This is a genomic window from Streptomyces sp. NPDC087420, assembly GCF_044744165.1.
Taxonomy (GTDB): Bacteria; Actinomycetota; Actinomycetes; order Streptomycetales; family Streptomycetaceae; genus Streptomyces.
Genome location: NZ_JBIUXU010000011.1, coordinates 296,750 through 323,478 on the forward strand (window position 1 = coordinate 296,750; position 26,729 = coordinate 323,478).

The following is a 26,729-nucleotide window of genomic DNA, read 5'->3' on the forward strand; positions in this document are numbered from 1 at the left end:
GGTGGCGCGGCCGGTCAGCTTGCCGAACAGCTCGGCAGGCCGGCCGTGTCCCCCGAGCGGACCTTGTCCAAGGACGTCTTGGCGTCGGCGATGGTCTTCACCTTGATCAGCGTGAGCCCGTCGGGGATGTCCGAGGCCGCGGCGGCGCAGTTCTCCGCCGGGGTGAGGAAGTACCCGGCGCCCGCGTCGCGCGCGCCGACAAGCTTCATCTCGATCCCCCCGATGGGGCCGACCTTGCCCTGGTCGTCGATCGTGCCCGTACCGGCGACGAACTTGCCGCCCGTGAGGGAGCCGGGGGTGAGCTTGTCGACGATGCCGAGGGCGAACATCAGCCCGGCGCTCGGCCCGCCGACGTCGGCGAGCTTGATGTCGACCGTGAACGGGAACGTGTGGTCGGTCCCGGCCTGGATGCCGACGATCGCGCGGTCGCCGTCGTCGGACTTCTTGGTGGTGATGGTGACGTCCTTGGTGCCCGTCGGCTCCTTGCCGGCCTTCTCGGCCGCCTTCGCGTCCTTGGCGGGGACCACCGTGAAGACGACGTCCTGGCCCGGCCGGTGCTTGGTGACGAGCTTGGCGACGTCCGCCGGGTCCTTCACGGGGGAGCCGTCCACCGCCTTGATGACGTCCCCGGCGTGCAGTGTGCCCTCGGCGGGGCTGTCCTTGACGACGGACGCGACGATGATCCAAGAGGTGACCGGGATGTTCAGCTCCTCCAGGGCGGCGACCTTGGCGCTCTCCTGGGACTGGCTGAACTCCTCGGCGTTCTCCTGTGTGGACTGCTCTTCCGTCTTGCCGTCCGGGTAGAGGGTGTCGTGCGGCACCACGACGTTGTCGTGTGCCAGCCAGCCGTACACCGCTTCGACGACGTTCATCCTGTAATCGGCTCCGGTCACCCGGACCGTCGTCATGTTCAGATGACCCGACGTCGGGTACGTCTTGTGCCCCGACACCTGCAACACCGGCTCGCCACGCGCTTCACCGAGGGTGTTCACCGTCGGCCCGGGGCTCATCTCCGCGTACGGCACGGGGAGCAGCAGGCCCGCGCAGAGCAACCCGATGAGGGCGAGGGTGGAAGCGAGCATGGTCGCGGTGCGCCGTGGCATGGAACGACAGTACGGGAAGGGTCTGTCAGTGCACCCCTGGGGCCGGTCCGTACGAGGAGCCCCCGGCCGTCGTCGTCAGGCCGGTCCTGAGCCGGAATGTACCTTTTCCATCGCGTCACGGAACCGTGCGTAGCCGTTGAGCGTGGCTATGTCTCCCGTCGTGCGGTTCCTCTGGGCCCAGCTTCCCCATATCGCGGCACCTACCGCGGCAAAAAGTGGAATGAGCAACCAGGTGAGTGCGGCCATTCGGACCTCCCGACCCCCATGAGCGTTCGCAGCGCCTGCGACCGACCGATCAGCAGATTAACCATCTGCTGGTCCAACGCTCCGGGCAGGGCACCGGTTACGCAAATCGGGCCGTACGGGTGCCCGACCGGTTTGGGCCCCGCCGACCCGTCCGCGGGGGCCCGCCCGCGGGTCGGCGGGCGCATCCGGAACCGGATTCAGTCGTTCCGCGCCCCCACCCAGTCGTCGGTCCCGTCGGAATAGGTCTGGTGTTTCCAGATGGGAACCTCGCGCTTGAGGTCGTCGATCAGCCTGCGGCAGGCCTCGAACGCCTCGGCCCGGTGCGGGCAGGAGACGGCCACGACCACCGCCAGATCGCCGACCGCCAGATCGCCCACCCGGTGGACGGCGGCCAGCGCGCGCACCGGGAAGTCGGCCACGACCTTCTCCGCGACGCGGCGCAGCTCCTCCTCGGCCGACGGGTGGCCGGTGTAGCCGAGCGCGTCCACGTCCGCGCCGCCGTCGTGGTTGCGCACCGTACCGACGAACAGGGCGGTGCCGCCGGCGGCGTCGTCCCCGACCGCGTGGAAGACCTCGTCCACGCTCAGAGGGGTGTCGCGTATCGCCAGCAGCCGGATCGGGTCCTGTGCCGTCTGCTCACCGGGGTGGGTGGGAGTGGTCGCCATACCGCCCATCGTGCCGTACAAGACCGCATGGTGGAAGCCGTCTTCCGCTGGGCGGCGCGCCCGGCCGTACGACTGGCTAGATGCGGCGGCGGGCCTTGCGGGCCCGGCGTACCAGCGCGGCCGTGCCGAGCAGGGCCACCGTCGCCCCCGCCGCGCCCGCCGCGGTGGCGTCCTTGCGGCCGAGCCGGCGGCCCGCGACCGTGTGGCGCCCCTCGACCTCCGCCAGCAGGGCGGCCAGGACCTCCTCGTTCGTCCAGGTGGCCCGCCAGCCCGCGTCGTGCAGCCGGCTGACGCTGACCACCCAGGGATGCATCGTGTACGCGAGGTCACCGGCGGGCGAGGGGGTGAGCCCGATGCGGTGCAGGCGGGCCGCGGCGCCCAGGGCGACCGCCGACGGCAGCTCCATCCGGCGGATCCCGCTCAGCTCCTCGACCTCCTCCTGCTCCAGCCAGCCGTCGCAGCCCACCGCCAGCTCGCCGTCGACCTTTTCGAGAGCGGCGTACTCCAGCGCGCTGACCAGGTCCTCGACGTGGCAGAACTGCCAGGTGGGGCGGGAGCCCGCGACGACGAGCAGCCGGGGCGACTCGAAGTAGCGGGTGAGGGCCGTGTCCGTACCGCCGACGAGGACGGCGGGCCGGACGACCGTGACATGGAGCCCGGGGTGCGCGCGGGGCGCCCTGCGGCCGAGCCGCTCGATCTCCAGGAGATCGCCGACCCCCGTGGCCTCGGCCGTGGCGCGCAGCTCGGCGTCCTCGGAGAGCGGGATGCCGTTGTCGGGCAGCGCCCCGTAGACCATGGCGGAGGTGCAGAGCACGACCCGGTGGACGCCGGCGGCGGCCGCCGCCGTCAGGACGGTCTGGGTGCCGCGCACGTTGTACGCGGTACGGGCGGCGGCGTCGGTCTCCAGATCCAGGTCGAGCGCGAGGTGCACGACGACGTCCACCCCGCGCAGTTTCTCGGCGATGGCCGGGTCGCGGATGTCGAGGATGTGCCACTGGGCCTCCGGCACGTCCCCGCGGCGCTCGTCGAGGGCGACGACCTGTTTGATCTCCTCCGAGGCCGCCAGACGGCGGGTGAGCAGGTCACCGACGCCGGAGGCGGCGCCGGTGACCGCGACGACCGGGCCTCGGGACGGGGTCGGAGTCGATCGGTTTCGCGCTGCGCGAACCTGCGGATCTGGGGAACTCACCGGGCGTCTCCAGCGGTTGTCTTCAGTACGGATGTGAACGCACGCGTCCGTACCAGGTGATGTCCATCCTGCCGCAGACCGTCGGCCGACTCAGCACCGAGCCCGGAAGCCGCCCGGGTGTCGGCGCAGTTCGAGGCGGTGGCGGTCCGCAGATCAGCCTGCTGACGCCGTGCCGCTCAGACCGACGCCCCAGGTGCCGGTCGGTCTTAGGCTGGGTGTGTAGTCGGGCAGCCGCCGTCGGCGAGAAGCCGCCGGCCCTACGAGCCGAGGAACCCCGTGAGTGACTCTCCATTCGGATTCGGCCTTCCGCCGGAGGAGCCGGAGGACGGCGACGGCAAGAAGAAGGACCCCGCCGGAGGTGGTCAGGGTGCCGGTGGTCCCGGCAATCCCTTCGGGAACTTCGGGTTCGGCCTGCCGGGCGGCGCGGGCGGCGGAGACAATCCGTTCGCCGCGATGTTCGGTTCTCTGAACCCGAACGACCTGGGGGCGGCCTTCCAGCAGCTCGGCCAGATGCTCAGCTACGAGGGCGGTCCCGTGAACTGGGACATGGCCAAGCAGATCGCGCGCCAGACGGTCGCGCAGGGCACCTCCGACGGGACGAAGGACGCGAGCGTCGGCCCCTCCGACCGCTCGGCGGTCAACGAGGCGGTGCGGCTGGCCGACCTGTGGCTGGACGGCGTGACGTCCCTGCCCTCCGGGGCCCACACGGCCGTGGCGTGGAGCCGCGCGGAGTGGGTCGAGGCGACGCTGCCCGCGTGGCAGCAGCTCGTGGACCCGGTCGCGGAGCGGGTGGGCGCCGCCATGGGCGACGTGCTGCCCGAGGAGATGCGTGATGTGGCGGGTCCGCTGATCGGCATGATGCGCTCCATGGGAGGCGCCATGTTCGGCCAGCAGATCGGACAGGCCGTGGGCGTGCTCGCGGGCGAGGTGGTCGGCTCGACGGACATCGGGCTCCCGCTGGCGCCGGTCGGCAAGGCGGCGCTGCTGCCGCTGAACATCGAGGCGTTCACGAAGGACCTGGGCGTCCCCAAGGACGAGGTCCGGCTGTATCTGGCCCTGCGCGAGGCCGCCCACCAGCGGCTCTTCACGCATGTGCCGTGGCTGCGGTCGCATCTGTTCGGCGCGGTCGAGGCGTACGCGCGCGGGATCAAGGTCGACACCAGCAAGCTGGAGGACGTGGTCGGCCAGTTCGACCCGGCCAATCCGGAGGAGCTCCAGGAGGCGCTCCAGTCCGGCATGTTCCAGCCGGAGGACACGCCCGAGCAGAAGGCCGCCCTGGCCCGTCTGGAGACGGCTCTGGCGCTGGTGGAGGGCTGGGTCGACGCGGTGGTGCACGAGGCCGCGAAGGACCGGCTCTCGGCGTCCGACGCGCTGCGCGAGACGCTGCGCAGGCGGCGTGCCTCGGGCGGTCCCGCCGAGCAGACCTTCGCCACGCTCATCGGGCTCCAGCTGCGCCCGCGCAGGCTGCGGGACGCCGCTCGGCTGTGGGCCTCGCTCACGGACGCGCGGGGGGCCGACGGCCGGGACGCGCTGTGGGAGCACCCGGACAACCTGCCGACGGCCTCGGACCTGGACGATCCCGACGGTTTTGTCCACCACGAGCAGCTGGACTTCTCCGAGCTGGACAAGATGCTCGGTGAGGCGGCGGGCGGCAAGCCGGATCTGAAGAAGCACGATGCGGAGCCGGACGAGCCCGCCGGGAACGACGAGGACAACCCCGACAAGTGAGCCTGCACCACGACGCAGTTCTCGTACTGAAGGAATACGACTCCCGGGGCGGTCAGGAGGAGTTGCGCGGGCTCTACCTGGACCATCTGGCGGCTCATCCGGACGGGATGTGGAAGGCGTGCGAGGCCGGGCACGTGACGGCCAGCGCGCTGGTGATCGACCCGGAGCGGGGGAAGGTGCTGCTCACCCTGCACCGGAAGCTGAACATGTGGCTCCAGATGGGCGGCCACTGCGAGCCCTCCGACAAGACGCTGGCGGGGGCGGCGCTCCGGGAGGCCACGGAGGAGTCCGGGATCCCGGACCTGACGCTGCTGCCCGTGGGACCCGTACAGCTGGACCGGCACCCGATTCCGGCGCCGTGCAACTGGCACCTCGACGTCCAGTACGCGGCGCCGGCGCCGGCCGGGGCGCTGGAGCGGATCAGTGACGAGTCCCTGGACCTGCGCTGGTTCGGCTTCGAGGAGGCCGCGAAGGTGGCGGACGGCTCGGTGCTGAGGCTGATCGAGCGCACCAGGGCGGCGCTCGGAGCCTGAGTGTGACGGAAGGGGGCGTCCTCCTTGGGAGGACGCCCCCTTCCGTCTGTCACCTCAGCCCGGTGGACAGGCCCTAACGGCTCCAGGCGTTGCCCTGGTTCTGGGCGTGGGCGCCCTGGGCGCCCACGCCGAACTGCGCTGCGACGCCCTGGCCGATCCCCGCGTTCTGCGGCGGCATGACCTCGCTGGGCTGGACCAGCGCGAACCCCTGTCCCAGGAAACTCAGCTCCCAGCCCTCGCCGGTGCTGCCGCGCCGCCGGGTGACGCCCGACGAATGGGTCTGCGCCTGCATCTGGACCCGTAGCGACGTCGACCACGCGACCACCGCGTCGGCGTCCGCGTTGACGTACTTGTCCGGCGTGACCTGCAACATCAGCGGCTGGCCCGAGGTCATCAGCGCGACCTTGCCCCGGCCCGAGATGTTCAGCTGGTACTTGCCGGAGCCGGAGATGCCGTACTGGCTGTCCACCGCGATGACCTCGGTGTGCAGCGCGGAGTCGAGCGCCAGGACGTAGGCGCTGTCGACGGTCATGCCGTCGTGCTCCACGTCCACGACGTGGATGTACTGCGCGAGGTTGGCGAGATAGACCGTGCCCTGCCCGGAGCAGCGCATGAGGTCGAGGCCCTCGCCCGTACGCGCCCTGGCGCGCCGCTGGCTGCCCGACTGGTACTCACCGTCGAAGTCCATCAGTCCCTGGTACGCCACCATCGCGCCCTTGCGGGCGAGGACGTCGTCCTGGCCGGTCAGGGCGACCCGCAGCAGCTGCGGGTTCTGCACGACGTAGCGGTCCTGGGACTGCTGTTCCGTATATGCGAAAAGCGGACTCTGCATGGTTCCCTGCTCCCCCTCAGCCCCGGATCCGCAGGCGGTCGGTGCTGTCCTCGCTCGGCTGTACGACCACGATTCCCTGGCCCGAGAAGGCCATCTGGTAGGCCTCTCCGCTGCCCCTGCCGACCAGGGCGGAGGCCTTGAAGCTGCGCTTGCCCTTCACTTTGAGCGCCGGTGACCAGGCGACGAGCGCGTCCGGGTCCACGTACGTCTCGTCCTCGCCCCGGCCGCAGTCGACGACGATCGGGGTGCCGCGCGAGGTCAGGGCGACCCAGCCGCTCCCGGAGATCTGCACATTCCAAAGGCCCTGGCCGGCGAACTTGGCCATGCCCTTGACCTTCTCGACGCCCCACTGGAGGTGGGCGTCGAAGGCGAGCAGGTTGCTGCCGTTGACCGAGAGCGCGTCGTTGTTGAGATTGATCACGACGACGTCCGCGCCGTAGTCGGCGAGGTAGAGCAGGCCGTCACCGGCGCACTTCATGAGCGGCGCGGCCTCGCCGGTCACCCACTGGGAGGCGACCTGGCGCAGGGCCGGCGGGTTGGGCTCGTACTGGATGAAGCCTTCGTAGGCGACCATCGAGCCGGTACGGGCGAAGAGATCCTGTCCCGAGGCCATCGCGACCTTGAGCATGGCGCGGCCGTGGTTCTCCATCCGGGCCGCGATGGGGGTGGGGGCGTAGCCCGCGAGCTGCTGGTTCATAGTCCGGGCTCCCTCAGACCTCGTACGGCTGGACAATGACAAAGTTGCCGGGGGCGCCCCGGAACTGGAGGTTCACGGTCTCCCCGCTGTGGCCCGGGTACGCGTTGCGGCGCAGCCTGACCTGGCTGGAGATGATCACCTGGGAGGCGGACGACCAGGCGACGACGGCGTTGCAGTCGGCGAAGGTCGTCGGGGTGACGGGCAGGACCACCGGGGTGCCGTGCGTCTTGACGACGACGGTGCCCGTGCCCTGGAACTGCATGGTGAACAGCGCGCCGCCGGGGATGCCGTGGCCCTCGATACGGCGGACCTCGTACTGAAGGCCCTCGTCGAAGGCGAGCACGTTCTCCGCGGAGACGCAGATGCCGTCGCCCTGGAGTTCGATGGGGTGGAGGTGCGCGGCGTCCTCGGCGAGGAACACCTGGCCCCGGCCTGAGCAGCGCATCAGCTGCATCTCCTGGCCGGTCGCGTTGCCGACGATCCGGCCCGCGAAGCCCGCGCCCTTGTGGCCGAACTCGACCTTGCCCTGATACATGACCATGCTGCCCTGGCGGGCGAGGACCGGCGTACCGCCCATGGCGAGGTCGACCCGCATGAGCTGGCCGTTCTGCGGGGTCCAGCGCTGGCCGGTGGCCAGTTCCTTGTACGGCTGGAGGGCCGCTGTCAGGCCGGCTCCGCCCTGGGGGACGCCTTGCGGGACACCCTGGGGAAGGCCCTGGGGCGGGCCGGGCGGCGGGACCTGGCCCGGGATCTGACCGGCGGCCTGGCCCGGCACCTGGCCGAACTGCGGTGGCTGGGGCGGCTGGCCGAACTGCGGAGGCTGGGGCGGTTGTCCGTACGGGGACGGCGCGGGCGGCGGGGGTACGGTGCCGCCCGGCGGGGACATCGGCGCCATGAGCGTGGGGGCCGCGTGCACGGGCGGAGGGGTCGGCGCGGGGGCGGGAGGTCCGGCCGGGGCGCCGAACGAGGGCGCGGGCGGCGGGGCCTGGGGCGCCGGGGCCGCGGGCGGTGCGCCGAAGGACGGGGCGGGGGCGCCACCCGGCGGGGGCGCGAACGACGGCGGGGCGAACGACGGCGCGGGGCCGCCGGCCTGCGGCTGGGGCGCGGCGGGCTCCTCCTCGGCGACCTCGCCGCCGAAGTTCTTGAGCAGCGCGTCCAGTCCGCCGTCGAAGCCCTGGCCGACGGCGGCGAAGCGCCATACGTCCTTGAGGTAGAAGTCGCCGAGCATCACGGCGCGTTCGGTGGTGAACTCCGAGCCGTTGAACGCGTACCGGACCACTTCCTCACCGCCCGCGACGATGCGGATGTATCCCGGGGCGACCTGGGACATCTGTCCGGCGCCGTCGATGGTGGCGGTGAACGAGAGCTTGTGGATGGTCGCCGGGATCCGGTCGAGTGTCACGCGGAACGACTCGGTGTCGCCCGCCTGCGCGCCCAGCAACTGGACTGATTCCTCGGGGGACTTCGGCTGGTTGAAGAAAATGAAGTAGCGGTCGTCCGAAAGCTGTTCGTCGGCGTCGAGGCCGAAACAGCTGATGTCGAAGCTCAGCCCGGGAGCGGCGATCTGCACACCTACGTACAGATCCGTCCCCGGAGTGAGATCACTGATCTTGGCCTTGTGCCCGCGTTGGAATTCCCTCGCCATGCGTAACGACCGTCCCCCATCCCGAATGAAATACGTCGCGTCAGGCTAACGGCTGTGTCCGACATTGGACCAAGCCGGTACGCATTCGGTACAGGATCGGGCAGAGACGCGGATCAAGGATGATCAGCCGTCTCCACGGTGATCGGCCGCCCCAGGGTGTTCAAAGGGCGTTCAGTCGTCGCGGGTCGACGGCGAATGGGGCAGCCGGTCCGCCGCCACGACGCCTTCCAGATAGCCGCGGGCGCGTTCGGTACGGGGATAGGACTCCAGCAGCCGCCAGAAGCGCGGCCCGTGGCCCGGGACCAGCAGGTGCGCCAGCTCATGGACGAGGACGTAGTCGACGACGTACTCCGGCATGCCCTGGAGCCGGTGCGAGAGGCGGATGCTCCCCTCGGCGGGGGTGCACGAGCCCCAGCGGGTGTTCTGATTGGTCACCCACCGGACCGACACCGGCCGGGCACGGCCCTCGAAGTACTGGGCGGACAGCCGCTCGGCCCGCTCGATCAGCGCCTCGTCGCCGATGACCCGCTTGCTCTCCTGGGCGGCGAGCTTGTCGAGCATCACCGTCACCCAGCGCCGCTCCTCCGCCTCCGACATGCGGGCGGGAATGAGCACGATCGTCCGGTCGCCCTCGCGGTACGCCGACACGGTCCGGCTCCTGCGGGCGCTCCGGCGCACCTCGACGGCGCTCGTCGCCGTGAGGCGGGGTGAGGGATCGGCGGACACGCCACGACGTTACCCGCTGTGTGTGCGGGAAGTCCCGCCTCCGGGTCGGTCCTTTCTTGATCCACTGAGTGGCGTCCACCATTTGAACGACTGATATCCCACGCCTGTGGATAACTTTTCGCGCCGGGATGCGGTTCCTTGCATTCTGGAAACAGCTGGACGAGCGGGAAACAGGGCGGGGACGGAGTTCGGGGAGCCGGAAAGGAACGGGGGACGGCGAGATGCATCCGAGGGTGAAGCCCGCGCTGCGGCGGGCCTGGCGGGAGCGGCAGACGGTCCAGTTCGGGGTGACCCGGGCGCACGCGGTGCTGGTGGGGCCGGTCGACACCGCGACGGGGAGCTTCCTGGAGCTGCTGGACGGGACGCGGGGGCTGCCGCTGCTGCGGGAGGAGGCGCGGGCGATCGGGCTGCCGGACGGCCGGGCGGACGCGCTGGTGGAGCGGCTGGCCGCGGCGGGGGTGCTGGACGACCCGGCGGGGGGTGGCGCGGCGGCGGACGCGCTGCGGGAGCGGGCGGGGGTGGTGGAGCGGCTGCGGCCCGACCTGGCGTCGCTCTCCGTCATCCACCGGGAGCCGGGGGCGGGGATGGCGCGGATGGCGGCGCGGCGGGCGCTGCGGGTCCAGGTCAGGGGCGCCGGGCGGGTCGGGGCGGCCGTGGCGGCGGTGCTCGCGGCGGCCGGGGTGGGGCGGGTGGATGTGCTGGACGGCGGGTTCACCCAGGAGGGCGATGTGGCGCCGGGCGGGCTGCCGTACGGGTCCGTGGGGGAACGGAGAGACACGGCGGCCCGGCAGCTGGTGCGGCGGTCGGCGCCGGGCCGGGCGCCGAGGGAGGCGGAGCGGGCGTGGTCGCCGGCCGGCGGGGAGCCGCCGCTGGCCCTGGTGGTCGTGGCGCCGCGGGACGGCCTGGCGGTCCACGCCCCCGATCCGGTGGTGGCGGAGGCCTGGATCGCCTCGGGGACGCCGCATCTGTACGCGGGCGTGATCGAGGCCACGGGTGTGGTGGGGCCGCTGGTGCTGCCGGGCGGCTCGGCGTGCGCGGGGTGCCTGGCGCTGGAGCGGGCGGACCTGGACCCGGGGTGGCCCCGGCTGCTGGCCCAGTGGCGGTCCGGGCGGGGGGCCGCGGGGGCGCAGGCCTGCGATGCCGGACTGGCCACGACAGTGGCGGGACTGGCGGCGGCGCACGCCCTGTCGTTCCTGGATGGTGAACTGCCGGCCACGACAGGTGCACGATGGGAGGTGTCACTTCCCCAGCTCGACTGGCGGTCACGCCGGATGGCACCCCATCCGGAATGCCCCTGCGGGGCGGCCGGGCGACAGGAGGGGGAGCGCCTGGCGGAAGCCTTGCCACAGCACGACACAATGACTGGGTAACCGCCGTACGCGGCATGGCTGTCTGGAGGGCTTGATGTCTGATCTTCCCCGGAAGGCGGTCACCCGCACCGCGAAGCTGGCGGCGCTGCCAATCGGTTTCGCGGGACGGGCCACCTGGGGCCTGGGCAGACGGATCGGCGGGAAGTCCGCGGAGATCGTCTCCAAGGAGTTGCAGCAGCGCACGGCGGACCAGCTCTTCAAGGTCCTCGGGGAGCTGAAGGGCGGTGCGATGAAGTTCGGGCAGGCGCTGTCCGTCTTCGAGTCCGCGCTGCCCGAGGAGGTCGCCGGGCCCTACCGGGCGGCGCTGACCAAGCTCCAGGAGGCGGCGCCCCCGATGCCGAGCAGCACGGTGCACGCCGTGCTGACCGAGCGGCTGGGCGAGGACTGGCGCGAGCTGTTCCTGGAGTTCGAGGAGAAGCCCGCGGCGGCGGCGTCGATCGGGCAGGTGCACCGGGCGGTGTGGCACGACGGCCGGATCGTCGCGGTCAAAGTGCAGTATCCGGGCGCCGGGGAGGCCCTGCTGTCGGACCTGACCCAGCTGAGCCGGTTCGTCCGGCTGCTGGGGCCGCTGATCCCGGGCATGGACATGAAGCCGCTGATCACCGAGATGCGCGACCGGGTCTCCGAGGAGCTGGACTACGCGCTGGAGGCCGAGTCGCAGCGGGAGCACGCGGCGGAGTTCGCGGACGATCCCGATGTGCTGGTGCCCGACGTGGTGCACCAGAGCGAGCAGGTGCTGATCACCGAGTGGATCGACGGAAAGCCGCTGGCGGACGTGATCTCCGGTGGTTCCGCCGAGGAGCGGGACCGCGCCGGCCAGCTGCTGGCCCGCTTCCTCTTCTCGGGTCCCGCGCGTACGGGTCTGCTGCACGCGGACCCGCATCCGGGGAACTTCCGGCTGCTGCCCCCGGAGGAGGGCGTGGAGGACGGCGAGTACCGGCTGGGGGTGCTCGACTTCGGGACGGTCGACCGGCTGCCCGGCGGGCTGCCCGACACCATCGGCTACGCGCTGCGGATGACGCTGGAGGGGGACGCGGAGGGGGTGTACGACCTGCTGCGTGAGGACGGGTTCGTCAAGGAGTCCATCGATCTCGACCCGGACGCGGTGCTGGACTATCTGCTGCCGATCATCGAGCCGGCGGCGGCTGATGAGTTCACGTTCACCCGGAGCTGGATGCGCAACCAGGCCGCCAGGATCGCCGATCCCCGGTCGCCCGCCCACCAGTTGGGCAGGCAGTTGAATCTGCCGCCCGCCTATCTGCTGATCCACCGCGTCACGCTGAGCACCATCGGCGTGCTCTGCCAGCTGAACGCGACCGTGCGGCTGCGGGACGAGCTGGAGGACTGGCTGCCCGGTTTCCTGCCGGACGAGGAAGAAGAGGACGCCGCCGAGGACGGCACCGCCGAAGAGGCCGGGCCGGACGAGACGTGACGTGACGACGGGGGGCCGGTCCTGAGGACCGGCCCCCCGTTTCCTGGGACTCACCGCGTACTGATGTGCTGTGGAGCGGTGGGTCTGTTACTGCATGACCGCCATGGCCAGCGCGCGGCGGGCGCGCATCGAGACGCGCTCGGCGCGGCGCTGCATCCGACGGGCGGCGACCAGGCGCACGGCCCGGCGTTCCGCGTCGGCTTCACGCATGCGGTCCGCCATATGGACACGAGCCATGGCTTCTGGAATGAGTTGCATTTCGCGGGTCCTGTTCTGACGCGAGTCGTCCGCGTCGGTGGTGCTGCTGACGGCTGGGGCCGCGGAGCCGGTGGGCTCACGCAGGGAAGAGGTCATCGGAGCCTGCTTCTTGGGATCGTGCGTGTAGGGACGGTCGATGGTTCCGCTGATGGTCATGCCGCTGCGACCGGGTTCTTGCGCGGACGGCCGCGGGGCCGCTTGCGGGCCACGACCACGCCCTGGACGAAGAGCTCGCCACCCCAGACGCCCCAGGGCTCGCGGCGCTCCTTGGCCCCGGCGAGGCAGGCCTCGACCAGCGGGCAGGTGCGGCAGAGCGCCTTGGCGTACTCGACGTCGGCCGGGGACTCCGCGAAGAAGACCTCCGGGTCGTAGGCACGGCACGGAACGGGTACGCCGAGGTTCTCGATGGCGTCGTCGAGCGCGGTGAGCGCGGTGAGGGGGATCAAGGTGGAGTCCTCCGTGAGGCCGGGCGGGGGGATCGTTTCGGAAGGCGGTACGGACGGGGCGTGCGCTTCGAGTTGCACGGGGTGTGATTCCTCGTCTGGTCGTTCCGGCCGGTCGGCCGGGCTGCGGCTGGTACCTGTTGTTCTCAATCCCGAGGCCCCTTCGCTCCGTCCGTCCCGTTCGGGACAAACAGAAGGGCCGCGGATCCCGGGTGGGGTTCCGCGGCCCTGAAGGCGCCGGCCTGATGGTGGATCAGGCTGGATCACTCCAGGGTTCAGGCCCACGGAAGGCCCACATCTTGTGGTGCTTGGTCGTCTTGCTCGTCTGCCGTCCGGTCTCGGCACTGGCCGCCGCGTAGGCGTAGGCCTGGGCCTCCACCGCTGCCGCTCCTGCTTCCAGTGCCTGGATCGGTCGCTCATCGCGTGCCACCGGCAGGACGGGAAGACCCGCGAAGCCGGCGGACGGCACGACGGAGGAGACGCCGGGCAGACCATTGCCGTTCAGTTCGATACGCGACACGTCGAGCGAGCACACGGAGGCGACCAGCAGATCGGTCATTTTGACGGTGCTGACAGCGGAGCCGCCGGTGTTGACAACGGTGGTACCGGTCTTGATCTCAAAAATCCTGGACACTGGAATCGCCTCCTCTCGGCGTCTCTGGGACCGGCCGGAGCCAGTCATGCGTATGGACAAGTAGAGCACGGGGAGAGAGCTTCGTGAAGCTCTTGTTCCCGTGGTTAAGAACCTATGGGGATTCCCGGGGCGGGCGCAAACTATTTTCCCGTCGATTTTCCTTCACTCGTCCTCCGGACCGCCCTCAACCTCTTCACCTGCGCAGATGGCCAGTACGTCGGCGCCGAACCGGTCCAGCTTCCGGCCGCCGACCCCGGCGATCCCGGTCAACTCCCCCTCGCTGCCCGGCACCGCCTCGGCGATCGCCATAAGCGTCTTGTCGGTGAAGACGCAATAGGCCGGCTGGCCCAGCCGCTTGGCCTGCCCGGCGCGCCAGTCGCGCAGCCGCTCGTACAGCGCCTCGTCCATGTCGGACGGGCAGTCCTCGCAGCGCGTCAGTTTCATCTCGCCCGCCTCGGTGAGCGTCTTCCCGCACACCCGGCAGAGCACGGGGCCGCGCCGTTTGCGCCGCGCGCCCGCGGCCCCGCCCAGGGCCCCACCCACAGTGCCGCCCGCGCCGGGGCGCTCGGAGGACCCGCCCTGTCCCGCGCCGGCGCGCCTGCTGCCCGGCACCGCGGAGCCCGGCCGCAGTCCGTTGAGGAAGCGCGAGGGACGCCGGGAGGCCCGGCCGCCGGGCGAGCGGGAGAGCGCCCAGGAGAGAGAGAGGTGCACCCGCGCGCGGGTGACGCCGACATAGAGGAGACGGCGCTCCTCCTCGACCTGTTCGTCCGTCTTCGCGTAGGTGATCGGCATCATGCCCTCGGTGAGCCCGACCAGGAACACGGCGTCCCACTCCAGGCCCTTGGCCGAGTGCAGCGACGCGAGCGTGACGCCCTGCACGGTGGGCGCGTGCTGGGCGGCCGCGCGCTCGTCCAGCTCGGCCACCAGGTCGGAGAGCGTCGCGGACGGCTTGGCCCGTACGAAGTCCTCGGCCAGCCGCACCAGCGCGGCGAGCGACTCCCAGCGGTCCCTGACCGCGCCGGAGCCCGTCGGGGGCTCGGTGGTCCACCCCGACGTCGAGAGCACCGCACGCACCTGCGAGGGCAGCTCGACCACGTCGTCGAGCACCGCGTCGTTGCCCCCGAAGCGGGCCGCGCTGCGCAGGGCGGCGCCCGCTTCCCGTACTTCCTTGCGTTCGAAGAAGCGCTCCGCGCCGCGCAGTTGGTACGCCACCCCCACGTCCGCCAGGGCCTGTTCGTAGACCTCCGACTGGGCGTTGATCCGGTACAGCACGGCGATCTCGCCCGCCGGGACGCCCGCGGCGATCAGGTCACGGATCCGGCGGGCGGTGGTCTCGGCCTCCGCCGGCTCGTCCGCGTACTCCGTGTAGACCGGTTCGGGGCCGGCCCCCCGCTGGGAGATCAGCTCCAGGCGGTGTTCGGCGGCCCGGCCGCGCGCCTGGTTGAGCAGGCCGTTGGCCAGGTGGACGACCTGGGGGGTGGAGCGGTAGTCACGGACCAGCTTCACCACCGTGGCGCCCGGGTGCCGCGTGCGGAAGTTCAGCAGGTGGTCCGGGGTCGCGCCGGTGAACGAGTAGATGGTCTGGCTGGCGTCGCCGACGACGCACAGGCTCTCCCGGTCCCCCAGCCACAGCTCCAGGAGGCGCTGCTGGAGCGGGCTCACGTCCTGGTACTCGTCCACCACGAAGTGCTGGTACTGGCGGCGGATCTGGTCGGCGATGTCGTGCCGGTCCTGGAGGATGCCGACCGTCAGCAGCAGGACGTCCTCGAAGTCGATCACCGAGCGGTCGCGCTTGAGCTGTTCGTACATCCCGTAGACCTGGCCGATCTCGGCCGCGTCGCGCGGGGCGTCGCGCAGCGACTTGGCGACCGCCGCCGGATAGTCCGCGGGCACGGTCTGGGTGACCTTCGCCCACTCGATCTCGCCCGTGACGTCCCGCAGCTCGTTGCGGTCCAGCCTGATCCGGCAGCGCGCCGCCGCCTCGGCGACCAGCTGGACCTTGCGCTCCAGCAGCCTCGGCATCTCACCGCCGACGACCTTGGGCCAGAAGAACTGGAGCTGGCGCAGCGCCGCCGAGTGGAACGTACGCGCCTGGACCCCGCCCGCGCCGAGCTGGCGCAGCCGCCCGCGCATCTCGCCGGCGGCGCGGTTGGTGAACGTGACGGCCAGCACGCTGCCCGGCTGGAGGATCCCCGCCCGCACGCCGTACGCGATCCGGTGGGTGATCGCGCGCGTCTTGCCCGTACCGGCCCCGGCCAGCACGCACACCGGGCCGTGCAGGGCCGTCGCGACCTCGCGCTGCTCGGGGTCGAGCCCTTCGAGCACCGCGTCGGCGTCCCGCGGCGGGTCGACGATCTGACCGGGACCGGCGGTCCGGCCCTCGTGCGGGTCCTGCGGGAACAGTGGGGAATGCGTTGCTGCTGTCACCCCGCCATGCTGTCAGGTCGCCGGAGACAGCTGTTCCCGTTGTCCACAGCTGTGCCGCGTCTGTCATACGAATACGGTCCGGACCGTTACGGGAATGGCCGCCGCCCCGCGTACGTTCCACGGATTGCGGCGGACGCCGGTGCACCCACCGGGGCCCACGGCCCACGGCCGGCGCACAGAGCGAGAGCGAAGCAGAGGAGCGCGAGGGACATGGCGGGCACTGTGACGATGTACAGCACCACGTGGTGCGGATACTGCCGTCGGCTGAAGGGCCAGTTGGACCGCGAAGGCATCGCGTACACGGAGATCAACATCGAGCAGGACGCCGCGTCCGCGGCCTTCGTCGAGAAGGCGAACGGCGGCAACCAGACGGTGCCGACCGTGGTCGTGGTCGCGCCGACCGGCGTCGACGTCACGATGACCAACCCGAGCCTCGCGCAGGTGAAGCAGGCGCTCGGCGTCTGACGCCGCGGCCACCCCGCTCCTCCGACACCGATCCCCTCCGAGGCCGACGCCTCGGAGGGGATCAGTGCTGTGCGTGTGACCCTGCCGGGGACCGGCTGTTACTCCTGCGGCAGCGGCTTCGGCAGGGGCTTGCCGTACCAGAGCTCCACCAGGCGCGCGGCGATCGAGATGCCCGCCGGGGGCAGGATCTCGCCCGTCTCGATCGCGGTGCGCAGGTCCTCCCGGGAGAACCAGCGCGCCTCCTCGATCTCCTCGCCGTCCACGGTGATCTCCGAGGACGTGGCCCTGGCCATGAAGCCCAGCATCAGGCTGGAGGGGAACGGCCACGGCTGGCTGGCCACGTACTCGACCTCGCCGACCGTGACCCCCGCCTCCTCGAAGACCTCGCGGGCCACCGACTGCTCGATGGACTCCCCGGGCTCCACGAAGCCCGCCAGCGTGGAGAACCGGCCCTCGGGCCAGTGCACCTGCCGCCCGAGCAGCGCCCGGTCCTCCTCGTCCGTGACCAGCATGATCACCGCGGGGTCGGTCCTCGGGTAGTGCTCGGCGCCGCAGGCCGGGCAGCGGCGGATGTGGCCCGCCGCCGCGATCACCGTGCGCTCGCCGCAGCGCGAGCAGAAGCGGTGCAGCCGCTGCCAGTTCTCCAGCGCGACGGCGTGCACCATCAGGCCGGCGTCCCGCTGCGACAGCAGCAGGCCCGCCTCGCGCAGGCCCGCCGCGCGCGCCGACTGGTCCATGCGGCCGGGCAGCGCGTCCTTCTGGAGCGCGAAGAAGCTGACGCCGTCCTCGTCCGTGCCGAGGAAGTAGCGGTGGGTCTCGGTGACGGGCGCCTCGAAGGCGGGGGTCATGACCAGCTCGGTGCGGCCGTCCGGGGTGTCGTCGATCAGCACCTGTCCGCCCGACACCACGAAGACCCGGGTCGTGGGGTGGCTCCAGGCAGCCGCCAGCCAGGCCTCGTCGAGACGGTGGTGTGCGGCGCGGTCGACACCGCTGGGCGCGGTGAGACCGATCGGTCGGTGTGCGAGATCGGCACTGCTGATGGTGCTCACAGGTACTTCCAACTCCCCCGGATGGATGGGTTCTGTTCAGCGGAGAGCGGCGGCAAGGTCGCCCCAGAGGTAGGCGGTGGTCTCCACGCCCTTGAGCAGCAGGTCCAGTTCGACCTTCTCGTCGGGTGCGTGCCAGCCGTCGGACGGTACGGAGATGCCCAGGAAGAGCACGGGTGCGGCGAGGACGTCCTGGAGGTCGGCGGCGGGTCCCGAGCCGCCTTCGCGGGTGAAGAGGACCGTGCGTTCGAAGGCGCGGCCCATGGCCCGTACGAGCGACTGGAGGGCCGGGTGGTCGAGCGGGGTCAGACAGGGGCGGGTGGCGGCGCCGAAGGTGATCTTGTGGCGGACGCCGTTCGGGACGCGGGCCTCGATCCAGTCCCGTACGGCCCGCTCGATCCGGTCGGGGTCCTGTCCCGCCACCAGCCGGAACGAGAGCTTCACCTGGGCGGAGGACGGCACGATCGTCTTGCCGCCGGGGCCCTGGTAGCCGCCGCCGATGCCGTTGACCTCGGCGGTCGGGCGGGCCCAGATCCGCTCCAGGGTGGAGTGCCCGGCCTCGCCGAGGGTGCCGTGCGACTTGGCCGTACGCAGCCAGCGCTCCTCGTCGAAGGGCAGCGCGGCGAACAGCGCGCGCTCTTCGCCGGTGAGCGGGGTGACGCCTTCGTAGAAGCCGGGGACCGCGACCCGTTCGTCCTCGTCGTGCAGGGACGCGACGATGCGGGCGGCGACCGTGGCCGGGTTGGGGACGGCTCCGCCGAAGGAACCGGAGTGGATGTCCTGGTCGGGGCCGTACAACTCGATCTCGCAGTCGGCGAGGCCGCGCATGCCGGTGCAGACGGTCGGGGTGTCCTCCGCCCACATGCCGGTGTCGGAGACGATCACGACATCGGCGGCGAGGCGGGCCGCGCGGGCCTCGGCCAGGGCGCGGAAGTGCGGGGAGCCGGACTCCTCCTCGCCCTCGACGAGCAGTTTCAGGTGGACGGCGGGGGTGGTGCGGCCGGTGGCGGCGAGATGGGCGCGGACGCCGAGTGTGTGGAAGAACACCTGCCCCTTGTCGTCCGCGGCGCCGCGTCCGTACATCCTGCCGTCCCGTACGACCGGTTCGAAGGGGTCGCTCGACCAGCCGTCCTCGCGGGCGGCGGGCTGCACGTCGTGGTGGCCGTAGACCAGCACGGTGGGCGCCTCGGGGTCGTCGGAGGGCCATTCCGCGAAGACGGCGGGGGCGCCCGGGGTCTCCCAGATCTCGGTGACCGGGAAGCCCGTCTCCTGGAGTTTGGCGGCCAGCCAGTCGGCGCTGCGGCGCACGTCGGCGGCGTGATCGGGCTGGGCGGACACGGACGGGATGCGGAGCCAGTCCGCCAGGTCGTCGAGGAACGCGGCGCGGTGGGACTCGATGTACGTACGGACGACGCTGTCCGGGGTGTCGCTCATGACATCGAGCCTAACCGGATCCGGCGGTCGTCCGGTCTGCTGTCCGTTCTCCGCCCCCTTCTCCGTCTCTGTCGCCGTCTCCGCCCCCGTCTTCACCCGTGAGGATCGCTTCCAGCTCGGTGCGGGAGAGGAGGCGGTCGGGGCGGACGACGTCACCGGTCCGCACGTACAGGAACGCGGCCGTGACGGCGGACGGCGGGAGGGCGTGCTGCTCGGCCCAGGCGAGGCGGTACACGGCGAGCTGGAGGGGGTCGGCGGTACGGGCACGGCTGGTCTTCCAGTCGATGATCTCGTACGTGTCCGCGCCGGTCCCGGGGTCGGTGGTGCGGTAGACGGCGTCGATCCGGCCGCGGATCACCCGCCCCGCGAGCGTCAGCTGGAACGGCGCCTCCACCCGGTACGGCGTCCGGCGCGCGTACGGGGTGCGCTCGAAGGCCGCCTTGAGCGCGGCCAGGTCGCGCTCGTCGGCGATCTCCGGCTCGTCCTCGTCGCCGCCGGGCAGCTCGTCGGGGCCGAGCAGGGGCAGTGGCAGCTCCTCGAACCGCGACTCCACCCACGCGTGGAACCGGGTGCCCCGGCGGGCGGCGGGCTGCGGCGGCCGGGGCATGGGGCGCGCCAGCTCATGGGCGAAGCCGTCCGGATCGGCGGCGAGGCGCATCAGCTGGGAGGCGGAGAGCGAGGGCGGTACGGGGACGTCGCGGACGCCCGCCCGCGAGCGGCGCAGCTCTCGGGCGAGCGCGTCGAGATCACGGTCCCAGGAGGCGAGGATCCGGGCCTCCTCGGGCGCGGGGCGGGGGGGCGCGGGCGCTCCGCGAGGAGCGGGGACGGAGGCCGCGGATCCGGTGCGCGCGGGTGCGGCGGGCGCGGGCGGAGGCCCGGGCTCGGCCTGCTCCGGCTCGGGCTCGACACGCGCGTGCGCCGGCCCGGCGTGCTCGGGTACGGGCCCGGTGTGCGGCGTTTCGGGCCCCGGCGGCCCGGCCGCGTCGAGGTCCACCGGGCCGGCGGCGTCGGGGTCCGTCGGCCAGTCGTCCCAGTCCAGGAGGTCCTCGTGCGCCGCCCCGGCGGGAGCGGCGGCATTGTTGTCGTCTTCGGCCGGAGCGTGGTCGACGTCCGGCGGTGCGTACGTGTCCTCCAGGTCGTCCGGCTCCTCCCCGAAAGCCTCGTCTTCGAAAGGGGACTCCCACGGCTCGTCGGCGAGGGCAGGCGGCGGCTCCCCGGCAGCGCCCGAGCGCAGCTCGTCCAGATGGGCCAGCACCGTGTCCGCCGCCGCGCGGCGGCGCTCCAGGGCGTCGGGGTCCAGCGGGAGGGGCCAGGGCTGGGGCGCCGAGGGGGCCCGCAGGGACGGGTTCTCCTCGCCCTCGGCCGGTTCGCCCGCCCACGCCTCGATCTCGCCGTGGCCGGCCACGCAGTGGTCATACAGCGCGTGCAGGAAGTCCGACGGGCCGCGGGTGCGCTTCTGGGTCGGGCCCCACCAGTGGCCGGAGCCGAGCAGCAGCGAGCGCGGGCGCGTGAAGGTGACGTAACCGAGGCGCAGTTCCTCCGTGTGCTGGTGCGCCTTCATCTCGTCCTTGAACGCCGTGAGGCCCCTCGCGTCCCAGGAGGCGACCTCCGGCAGCGTGGGGGCGTCGCCTCGCAGCGGGTGCGGGAGGACCTTCGCCTGGGACGTCCACGCCTCGCGCGCCCGGTTGCTGGGGAACTGGCCGGCGACCAGCCCGGGGACGGCGACCACGTCCCACTCCAGGCCCTTGGCCTTGTGCGCGGTGAGCACCTTCACGGTGTTCTCGCCGCCAGGCAGCGCGTTGTCCAGCCCCTTCTCGTACTGCGCGGCCGTCCTTAGGAAGGCGAGGAACGCCAGCAGTCCTGCCTCCCCGTCGAGCGCGGCGAAGGAGGCCGCCATGTCCAGGAAGTTGTTCAGCGTCTCCCGGCGGCGGGCGGCCAGCGCGTGCGGTGACGCGGCCAGTTCGACCTCCAGGCCCGTCGTGGCGAGGACGCGGTGCAGGACGTCCATCAGCGGGTCGGCCAGCGACCGGCGCAGGTCGCGCAGCTCGGTGGCGAGCCGCGCGAAGCGGACCCGGGCGGCGGCGGAGAACGGCAGACCGTCGTCCGGGGCGCCCGCCGACTCCAGGAACGTGTCCAGGGCGTCCGCGAGGGAAATCACCTCCGCCGGGTCCGTCCCCTCGACGGCCGCCGCCAGCCGCGCCTCCGTGCTGTCCTCCCCGTCCGGCCCAGGTCCCCGGTGCACCAGCAGCCGCGCCCTGCGCCCCAGCAGCGCCAGGTCGCGGGCGCCGACGCGCCAGCGCGGGCCGCTGAGGAGCCGTACGAGCGACGCGTTCGCCCCCGGGTCCTGGAGGACCTCGCACACCGCGACGAGGTCGGCGACCTCCGGGAGGTGCAGCAGCCCGGAGAGCCCCACCACCTCGACCGGCACCTCCCGGGCCACCAGCGCGCCCTGGATCTCGGCGAAGTCGCCTGCCGTACGGCACAGGACGGCCACTTCGCCCGGTTCCTTGCCCGTACGCACCAGATGCGCGAGGGAGTCGGCGAGCCAGGCGATCTCCTCCGCGTGGGTGGGCAGGAGGGCGCAGCGCACCATGCCGTCGCGCTCCGCGCCGGGCGCGGGGCGCAGCGCCTCGACGCCTTCGTGCATGGCGCGCAGGGGCGTGGCGAGGCCGTTGGCCAGGTCGAGGAGGCGGCCGCCGCTGCGGCGGTTCTCGCTGAGGGAGAAGCGGGTGGCGGGCGTCCCGTCCGCGTACGGGAAGTGGACGGGGAAGTCGTCCAGGTTGGCGACGGACGCGCCGCGCCAGCCGTAGATCGCCTGGCAGGGGTCGCCGACGGCGGTCACCGCGTGGCCCGTGCCGCCGCCGAAGAGGCCGGACAGGAGGAGCCGCTGGGCGACGGACGTGTCCTGGTACTCGTCGAGGAGGACCACCCGGAACTCCTCCCGGAGGATCCGGCCGACCTCGGGTCTGGTCGTCGCCAGCTCGGCGGAGAGGGCGATCTGGTCGCCGAAGTCGAGGAGGTCGCGGGCGCTCTTCGCCGCGCGGTAGCGCCCGACCAGGTCGAGCAGTTCACGGCGGGCGATGGCGGCCTCGGGGACCTTGCGCAGCTCGGCGTTGCTGAGCCGGACGCCGTCCAGGGTGCGCAGCAGCGCGACGTCGTGGGCGCCGAGGGTGCCGGGCCGTACGAGATGCTCCGACAGCTCGGCGTCGAGCGCGAGGAGGTCGCTGACCAGCGCGGGGAGGGATTTGGTCAGAGCGGGGTACGGCCCCGGCGCGTCCCGCAGCACGCGCGCGGCGAGCTGGAAGCGGGTGGCGTCCGCGAGCAGCCGGGCCGTGGGCTCCAGGCCTATGCGCAGGCCGTGGTCGGTGAGGAGCTGTCCGGCGAAGGCGTGGTACGTGGAGATGCGGGGTTCGCCCGGGGGGTGGTCGGGGTCGATCGTGTCGGGGTCGGTGACACCGGCCCGTACCAGCGCCTTGCGGACCCGCTCGGCCAGCTCGCCCGCGGCCTTGTTGGTGAACGTCAGCCCGAGGACCTGCTCGGGGGCGACCTGCCCGGTCCCCACCAGCCACACCACCCGGGCGGCCATGACCGTCGTCTTCCCCGACCCGGCTCCGGCCACGATGACCTGCGGGGCGGGCGGCGCGGTGATGCAGGCCGTCTGCTCCGGGGTGAAGGGGATGCCGAGGAGCTCCTTGAGCTGCTCGGGGTGGGTGAGGTGTGCGGACACCCCAGGAAGGCTATCGGCCACCACTGACAGCGCCGGGCGGCGGGCGTCCGCCCGGAGCCGGGGGCCGGCGGGTGTCTTGGACTCCGGGGCGCTGGTGTCCAGGACTCCGGGGCGCCGGGGCGCCGGGGCGCCGGGGGCGTCAATTCCGGCGGCCCCGCGCTCACTCCACGATCTGGCGGCCCTCGGGCTGCGCGCTGCACGACGCGCGGAAGGCGCAGTGCGCGCAGTGCTGGCCGGTGGCCGGGGTGAAGCGTTCGTCCAGGACGCGGCCGGCCGCGGAGGCCAGGAGGTCGCCGACCCACTCGCCCGCGAGCGGCTCCTGGGCCTGGACCTTGGGGAAGTCCTCGCCGCCCTCCTTCTTGGGCGCGGCCTGGCGCAGTTGGACGAGTTCGGCGCCGCCCGGCTCGGGGCGGCGGCCGTCGAAGACCTCGTCGAGGGCGCCCTCGCGGACCGCGAGCTGGTAGACCGCGAGCTGCGGGTGGTGCGCCACCTCGTCCTTGGTGGGCGCGGCTTTGCCGGTCTTGAAGTCGACCACGTACGCCCGGCCTTCCGCGTCCTGCTCGACGCGGTCCATGGAGCCCCTGATCCGTACTTCGTACGGACCCGCTTCGAGGGTGACGTCAAAGCCGTGCTCGGTGGCGGTGGCGGTACGGCCGCCCCGGTCCGTCACGTGCCAGCGCAGGAAGCGTTCGAGCGCCACGCGCGCGTGCTCCTTCTCCTGCGTGGACTTCCAGGGGGCGTCGAAGGCGAGTCCGTCCCACACGGAGTCCAGGCGCTCCATGAGGACGGCGAGATCGGCGGGGGTACGGCCGGAGGCCACCTCGTCGGCCAGGACGTGCACGACGTTGCCGAAGCCCTGGGCGGCGGTGGCGGGGGCGTCCGCCTTCACCTCGCGGCCCAGGAACCACTGGAGGGCGCAGGTGTTCTCCAGCTGGTCGAGGGTGCTCCCGGAGAGCGCGACGGGGAGGTCCCTGTCGCGCAGCGGGACCGTGCTGCGGGTCGGCTCGTACAGCCCCCACCAGCTGTGCGGGTGCGCGGCGGGGACGAGGGCGTGGCCGTCCTCGTCGGTCAGCGCGGCGAGCCGGGCGAGGCGGCGGGCGGCGGCGTCGCGCAGGGCGGGGGTGGCCTCCGGGTCGACGGTGGTGGCGCGCAGTTCGGCGACGAGCGGGGCGACGGCGAGGGGGCGGCGGGGGCGGCCGGTGACGTCCCGGGGTTCGACGCCCAGTTCGGCGAGGAAGCGGGAGGGCTGGTCGCCGTCGTCGGCGGGCGCCTTGACGGCGGTGACGACGAGGCGTTCGCGGGCGCGGGTGGCGGCCACGTAGAACAGGCGGCGCTCCTCCGTAAGAAGGGCGCCGGGACTGAGCGGTTCGGCGAGTCCGTCGCGGCCGATCCTGTCGGCCTCCAGGAGGGACCCGCGGCGCCGCAGGTCGGGCCAGAGTCCCTCCTGTACGCCCGCGACAACAACGAGCCGCCACTCCAGGCCCTTCGAGCGGTGGGCCGTCATGAGCCGTACGGCGTCGGGGCGTACGGCGCGGCGGCTGAGGGTGTCGGCGGCGATGTCCTGGGCGTCCAGCTCTTCGAGGAAGTTGAGCGCGCCCCGGCCGCCGGTGCGCTCCTCGGCGCGGGCGGCGGCGTCGAAGAGGGCGCAGACCGCGTCGAGGTCGCGGTCGGCGTTGCGGCCGGCCGCGCCACCGCGCAGGGCGGCCCGCTCCAGCCGTCCCGGCCAGGGCGTGCCGTCCCACAGCTCCCAGAGGGCCTCTTCGGCGGTGCCGCCGCCTTCGAGCAGCTCACGCGCCTTGCGCAGCAGCGCGCCGAGGCGCTGGGCGCCCCTGGCGTACGCCGGGTCGTGGGCGACGAGCCGCTCGGGCTGCGCGAGCGCGAGGGCGAGCAGCGTGTCGGAGGGCGGCGGCAGCCGGTTCCCGGCGGCGCGCTCCTCGTCACGCAACGCCCGCCCGAGCCGCCGCAGATCGGCGGTGTCCATCCCGCCGAGGGGCGAGGCGAGCAACGAGAGCGCGGTCTCGACCCCGAGCCACCCGACGCCGCGCCCGTCCGGGGGACGGGAATCGCCCACGCCGCGCTCCTCCGGGGACCGGGGATCGCCGACGCCAGGACCGTCCGGGCCGTCGCCACCCACACCTCCGAGACCGTCCCCCGTCCCGCGCGCCCCGGGCCCACCTGCCGCGTCCGCACCGACGGTCACCGCACCGGCCGACGCGTGCACGGCCACATCGTCGCCATGCGGCGCGTTGCCGGACCCACCCGTAGCCGATACAGAGTCGGTCCCGTCCACGGAGAGCCCCCGCCCCCCAGGGGCGGCGGCCCCGTCCCGCGCACCCTCAGGGGACGCGGACGCCCCGGGCGCCCCCGGGGGGCCGGCCTCAACCACGGGCCGTGCCTGGCCGGGCACGGCCGGTCCGCCCGCCCTGCCGGGCGGGGGCGCCTCCGGCAGCCCGGGGGCGGGTTCGTCCTCGGACAGTGCCCGGCCGGAACCGGCCGCCTCGTCGGGCGCCCCCGGTGCCGGCAGCAGAGCCGGGGCCGGAGGGTGGGTCGCCGCCTCCGCCACCGCTCTCAGGGCCGTCAGGAGGGGGGACACGGCCGGTTCGTGGCGGAGGGGGACGTCGTCGCCGTCCACGTCCAGGGGGACGCCCGCCGACGTCAGGGCGCGGCGGATCGAGGGGATCGTGCGGCCTCCCGCGCGGACCAGGACCGCCATGTCCGACCAGGGGACGCCGTCCTCCAGGTGCGCGCGGCGCAGGATGTCCGCGATGTTCTCCAGCTCCGTGGAGGCCGTCGGGTACGTGTACGTCTCGACCCGGCCGCCCTCCCGGACCGCCGCCAGTTCGCGGTGCGCCCGGATCTTCTCGGCGGGGAGCCGGGGCAGCGGCATCCGGCGGGTCAGCAGCCGCGTCGCGGCCAGGAGCCCCTCGCCGGAGCGGCGGGACGTCGTCAGGACCTCCACCCGCGCCGGGCAGCCGTCCTGGCCGGGGAACGCGTACGGGAAGTCGAGGATGCCGTTCACGTCCGCGCCGCGGAACGCGTAGATCGACTGGTCGGGGTCGCCGAAGGCGACCAGCGTGCGCCCCTGCCCCGCCAGCGCCTCCAACAGCCTCACCTGCGCCGGGTCCGTGTCCTGGTACTCGTCCACGAACACCACGTCGTACCGCCCGGCCAGCTGCGCCGCCACCTCGGGACGGGACGCCAGCAGCACGGCCCGGTGGACCAGTTCCGCGTAGTCGAGGACCCCCTGCATGTCCAGGACGTCCAAGTACTCGGCGAGGAAGGACGCCGCCGCCGACCAGTCCGGCCGGCCCGTACGCCGCGCGAACGCCGCCAGCGCGTCCGGACCCAGGCCCAGTTCACGGCTGCGGGCCAGCACCGCCCGTACCTCGTCGGCGAAGCCGCGTGTGGTCAGGCACGCCCGCAGCTCGTCCGGCCACCGGACGTGCGACCGCCCCTCCCGTTCCAGGTCGAGCTGACCCGCCAGCAGGTCCCTTACGGCCACGTCCTGCTCGGGCCCCGACAGCAGCCGCAGCGGTTCCGTGAAGAGCTCGGCCTCCTGGTGCGCGCGGATCAGGGCGTAACAGAAGGAGTGGAACGTGGTCGCCTGCGGCCCGCGCGTGCCGCCGAGTCGCACCGCCGTACGGTCGCGCAGCTCCACCGCCGCCTTGCGGCTGAACGTGAGCACCAGCATCCGCTCCGGATCCGCGCCCCCCTCGACCCGCGCCGCCACCGACTCCACGAGCGTCGTGGTCTTGCCCGTGCCGGGACCCGCCAGCACCAGCAGCGGCCCGGCGCCGTGGTCAACCACCGCGCGCTGCGCCGCGTCCAGCACAGGGGGGTCCACCGGCGCGGGCGCGGTACGGACCAGTCGGTACGCGCCAGGAGTCCGCTGCCGTACCCGACGGTGCGGGGTACGCCCGGTGGAGGGGGAGGAGGAACTCACGTGGATCGCCGGTCCTGGAGAGGGTGCTGCTGGAGCTGGAGTTGGGGAGCGTACGGGAGCGGGAGAGAGCGGTGGGAGTACGGGGCGGGGCGGGACGCCCGGGCCGTGGCGACGCGCACGGGGCGCGTGGCGCCGACGCTACGCCGTTCCCGGGTGGGGACGCGGGCGCTCCGGGCCGTACCGGGG

Annotated in this window: 20 protein-coding genes; 5 read left to right on the forward strand and 15 right to left on the reverse strand. The window is 72.8% G+C overall.

Going from position 1 to position 26,729, the window contains the following annotated elements; all coding sequences use genetic code 11:
* Positions 1-14 precede the first annotated feature (14 nt).
* From ACIO1C_RS24360 to ACIO1C_RS24370, 3 genes are all read right to left on the reverse strand, one after another.
* Entirely contained in the window at positions 15-1,103 is a 1,089-nt protein-coding gene (locus tag ACIO1C_RS24360) for a PDZ domain-containing protein (RefSeq protein WP_401866769.1), read from the reverse strand.
* Positions 1,104-1,546: 443 nt separating this feature from the next.
* Positions 1,547-2,014, reverse strand: coding sequence for a molybdenum cofactor biosynthesis protein MoaE (locus ACIO1C_RS24365; protein ID WP_401866771.1), 468 nt, complete (start codon positions 2,012-2,014; stop codon positions 1,547-1,549).
* 76 nt (positions 2,015-2,090) lie between these two features.
* Entirely contained in the window at positions 2,091-3,203 is a 1,113-nt protein-coding gene (locus ACIO1C_RS24370; protein ID WP_401866772.1) for an SDR family oxidoreductase, read from the reverse strand.
* Positions 3,204-3,479: 276 nt separating this feature from the next.
* Here ACIO1C_RS24370 and ACIO1C_RS24375 point away from each other — a divergent pair, with 276 nt between their 5' ends.
* Together ACIO1C_RS24375 and ACIO1C_RS24380 are read left to right on the forward strand one after the other, a co-directional pair.
* Positions 3,480-4,931, forward strand: coding sequence for a zinc-dependent metalloprotease (locus ACIO1C_RS24375; protein WP_401866774.1), 1,452 nt, complete (start codon positions 3,480-3,482; stop codon positions 4,929-4,931).
* On the forward strand, positions 4,928-5,464 hold the full coding sequence (locus tag ACIO1C_RS24380; protein WP_401866776.1) for an NUDIX hydrolase: 537 nt from the start codon (positions 4,928-4,930) through the stop codon (positions 5,462-5,464). Before ACIO1C_RS24375 ends, ACIO1C_RS24380 begins: the two co-directional genes overlap by 4 nt.
* Positions 5,465-5,537: 73 nt before the next feature.
* Here ACIO1C_RS24380 and ACIO1C_RS24385 read toward each other — a convergent pair whose 3' ends face one another.
* The 4 genes from ACIO1C_RS24385 to ACIO1C_RS24400 form a co-directional block, all read right to left on the reverse strand.
* On the reverse strand, positions 5,538-6,296 hold the full coding sequence (locus ACIO1C_RS24385; protein WP_401866777.1) for an AIM24 family protein: 759 nt from the start codon (positions 6,294-6,296) through the stop codon (positions 5,538-5,540).
* A gap of 16 nt (positions 6,297-6,312) precedes the next feature.
* The gene (locus ACIO1C_RS24390; protein WP_401866779.1) at positions 6,313-6,993 is read right to left on the reverse strand and encodes an AIM24 family protein; all 681 of its coding nucleotides are present in this window, start codon (positions 6,991-6,993) and stop codon (positions 6,313-6,315) included.
* Positions 6,994-7,006: 13 nt separating this feature from the next.
* Positions 7,007-8,638, reverse strand: coding sequence for a TerD family protein (locus tag ACIO1C_RS24395; protein ID WP_401866781.1), 1,632 nt, complete (start codon positions 8,636-8,638; stop codon positions 7,007-7,009).
* Positions 8,639-8,809: 171 nt separating this feature from the next.
* The gene (locus tag ACIO1C_RS24400) at positions 8,810-9,364 is read right to left on the reverse strand and encodes a M48 family metallopeptidase (protein WP_401866783.1); all 555 of its coding nucleotides are present in this window, start codon (positions 9,362-9,364) and stop codon (positions 8,810-8,812) included.
* Between the two features lie 221 nt (positions 9,365-9,585).
* Between ACIO1C_RS24400 and ACIO1C_RS24405 the strand changes: the two genes are divergently transcribed.
* Both ACIO1C_RS24405 and ACIO1C_RS24410 read left to right on the forward strand, forming a co-directional pair.
* Positions 9,586-10,734, forward strand: a complete 1,149-nt coding sequence (locus tag ACIO1C_RS24405) for a TOMM precursor leader peptide-binding protein (protein WP_401866785.1) — start codon at positions 9,586-9,588, stop codon at positions 10,732-10,734.
* 34 nt (positions 10,735-10,768) lie between these two features.
* Positions 10,769-12,166, forward strand: coding sequence for an ABC1 kinase family protein (locus ACIO1C_RS24410; protein ID WP_401866787.1), 1,398 nt, complete (start codon positions 10,769-10,771; stop codon positions 12,164-12,166).
* 87 nt (positions 12,167-12,253) lie between these two features.
* Here the strand turns inward: ACIO1C_RS24410 and ACIO1C_RS24415 are convergent, their stop codons facing one another.
* The 4 genes from ACIO1C_RS24415 to ACIO1C_RS24430 all read right to left on the reverse strand — a co-directional run bounded on the left by ACIO1C_RS24415 (position 12,254) and on the right by ACIO1C_RS24430 (position 15,928).
* Positions 12,254-12,580, reverse strand: coding sequence for a hypothetical protein (locus ACIO1C_RS24415; RefSeq protein ID WP_401866789.1), 327 nt, complete (start codon positions 12,578-12,580; stop codon positions 12,254-12,256).
* A complete protein-coding gene (locus ACIO1C_RS24420) occupies positions 12,577-12,948 on the reverse strand; it encodes a WhiB family transcriptional regulator (RefSeq protein WP_327234585.1) in 372 nt (123 codons plus the stop codon). The genes ACIO1C_RS24415 and ACIO1C_RS24420 overlap by 4 nt, the downstream gene beginning before the upstream one ends.
* Positions 12,949-13,120: 172 nt before the next feature.
* A complete protein-coding gene (locus ACIO1C_RS24425; RefSeq protein ID WP_401866791.1) occupies positions 13,121-13,501 on the reverse strand; it encodes a hypothetical protein in 381 nt (126 codons plus the stop codon).
* A 162-nt stretch (positions 13,502-13,663) separates the two neighbouring features.
* Positions 13,664-15,928, reverse strand: coding sequence for an ATP-dependent DNA helicase UvrD2 (locus tag ACIO1C_RS24430; protein ID WP_401866793.1), 2,265 nt, complete (start codon positions 15,926-15,928; stop codon positions 13,664-13,666).
* Between the two features lie 210 nt (positions 15,929-16,138).
* On the opposite strand from ACIO1C_RS24430, the gene ACIO1C_RS24435 reads away from it, so the two are divergent.
* Positions 16,139-16,393 carry a mycoredoxin gene (locus tag ACIO1C_RS24435; protein ID WP_401866795.1) on the forward strand — a complete coding sequence of 85 codons (255 nt, stop codon included), beginning with the start codon at positions 16,139-16,141 and terminating at the stop codon, positions 16,391-16,393.
* 98 nt (positions 16,394-16,491) lie between these two features.
* Here the strand turns inward: ACIO1C_RS24435 and nudC are convergent, their stop codons facing one another.
* The 4 genes from nudC to ACIO1C_RS24455 form a co-directional block, all read right to left on the reverse strand.
* Positions 16,492-17,442, reverse strand: coding sequence for an NAD(+) diphosphatase (nudC, locus tag ACIO1C_RS24440; protein WP_401866797.1), 951 nt, complete (start codon positions 17,440-17,442; stop codon positions 16,492-16,494).
* 36 nt (positions 17,443-17,478) lie between these two features.
* The gene (locus tag ACIO1C_RS24445) at positions 17,479-18,873 is read right to left on the reverse strand and encodes a dipeptidase (RefSeq protein ID WP_401866799.1); all 1,395 of its coding nucleotides are present in this window, start codon (positions 18,871-18,873) and stop codon (positions 17,479-17,481) included.
* 10 nt (positions 18,874-18,883) lie between these two features.
* Positions 18,884-22,600 (reverse strand): UvrD-helicase domain-containing protein, encoded by a 3,717-nt coding sequence (locus tag ACIO1C_RS24450; protein ID WP_401866801.1) that lies wholly within the window; start codon positions 22,598-22,600, stop codon positions 18,884-18,886.
* Between the two features lie 160 nt (positions 22,601-22,760).
* Positions 22,761-26,543, reverse strand: a complete 3,783-nt coding sequence (locus ACIO1C_RS24455) for a UvrD-helicase domain-containing protein (protein ID WP_401866803.1) — start codon at positions 26,541-26,543, stop codon at positions 22,761-22,763.
* Positions 26,544-26,729 lie beyond the last annotated feature (186 nt).

Excerpts from the sequence above, each read along its gene's own strand:
- ACIO1C_RS24390 (WP_401866779.1), bottom strand. The coding sequence starts at position 6,993 with ATGAACCAGCAGCTCGCGGGCTACGCCCCCACCCCCATCGCGGCCCGG.
- ACIO1C_RS24415 (WP_401866789.1), bottom strand. The coding sequence starts at position 12,580 with ATGACCATCAGCGGAACCATCGACCGTCCCTACACGCACGATCCCAAG.
- ACIO1C_RS24395 (WP_401866781.1), bottom strand. The coding sequence starts at position 8,638 with ATGGCGAGGGAATTCCAACGCGGGCACAAGGCCAAGATCAGTGATCTC.
- ACIO1C_RS24410 (WP_401866787.1), top strand. The coding sequence starts at position 10,769 with ATGTCTGATCTTCCCCGGAAGGCGGTCACCCGCACCGCGAAGCTGGCG.
- ACIO1C_RS24385 (WP_401866777.1), bottom strand. The coding sequence starts at position 6,296 with ATGCAGAGTCCGCTTTTCGCATATACGGAACAGCAGTCCCAGGACCGC.
- ACIO1C_RS24445 (WP_401866799.1), bottom strand. The coding sequence starts at position 18,873 with ATGAGCGACACCCCGGACAGCGTCGTCCGTACGTACATCGAGTCCCAC.
- ACIO1C_RS24405 (WP_401866785.1), top strand. The coding sequence starts at position 9,586 with ATGCATCCGAGGGTGAAGCCCGCGCTGCGGCGGGCCTGGCGGGAGCGG.
- ACIO1C_RS24360 (WP_401866769.1), bottom strand. The coding sequence starts at position 1,103 with ATGCCACGGCGCACCGCGACCATGCTCGCTTCCACCCTCGCCCTCATC.
- ACIO1C_RS24435 (WP_401866795.1), top strand. The coding sequence starts at position 16,139 with ATGGCGGGCACTGTGACGATGTACAGCACCACGTGGTGCGGATACTGC.
- ACIO1C_RS24365 (WP_401866771.1), bottom strand. The coding sequence starts at position 2,014 with ATGGCGACCACTCCCACCCACCCCGGTGAGCAGACGGCACAGGACCCG.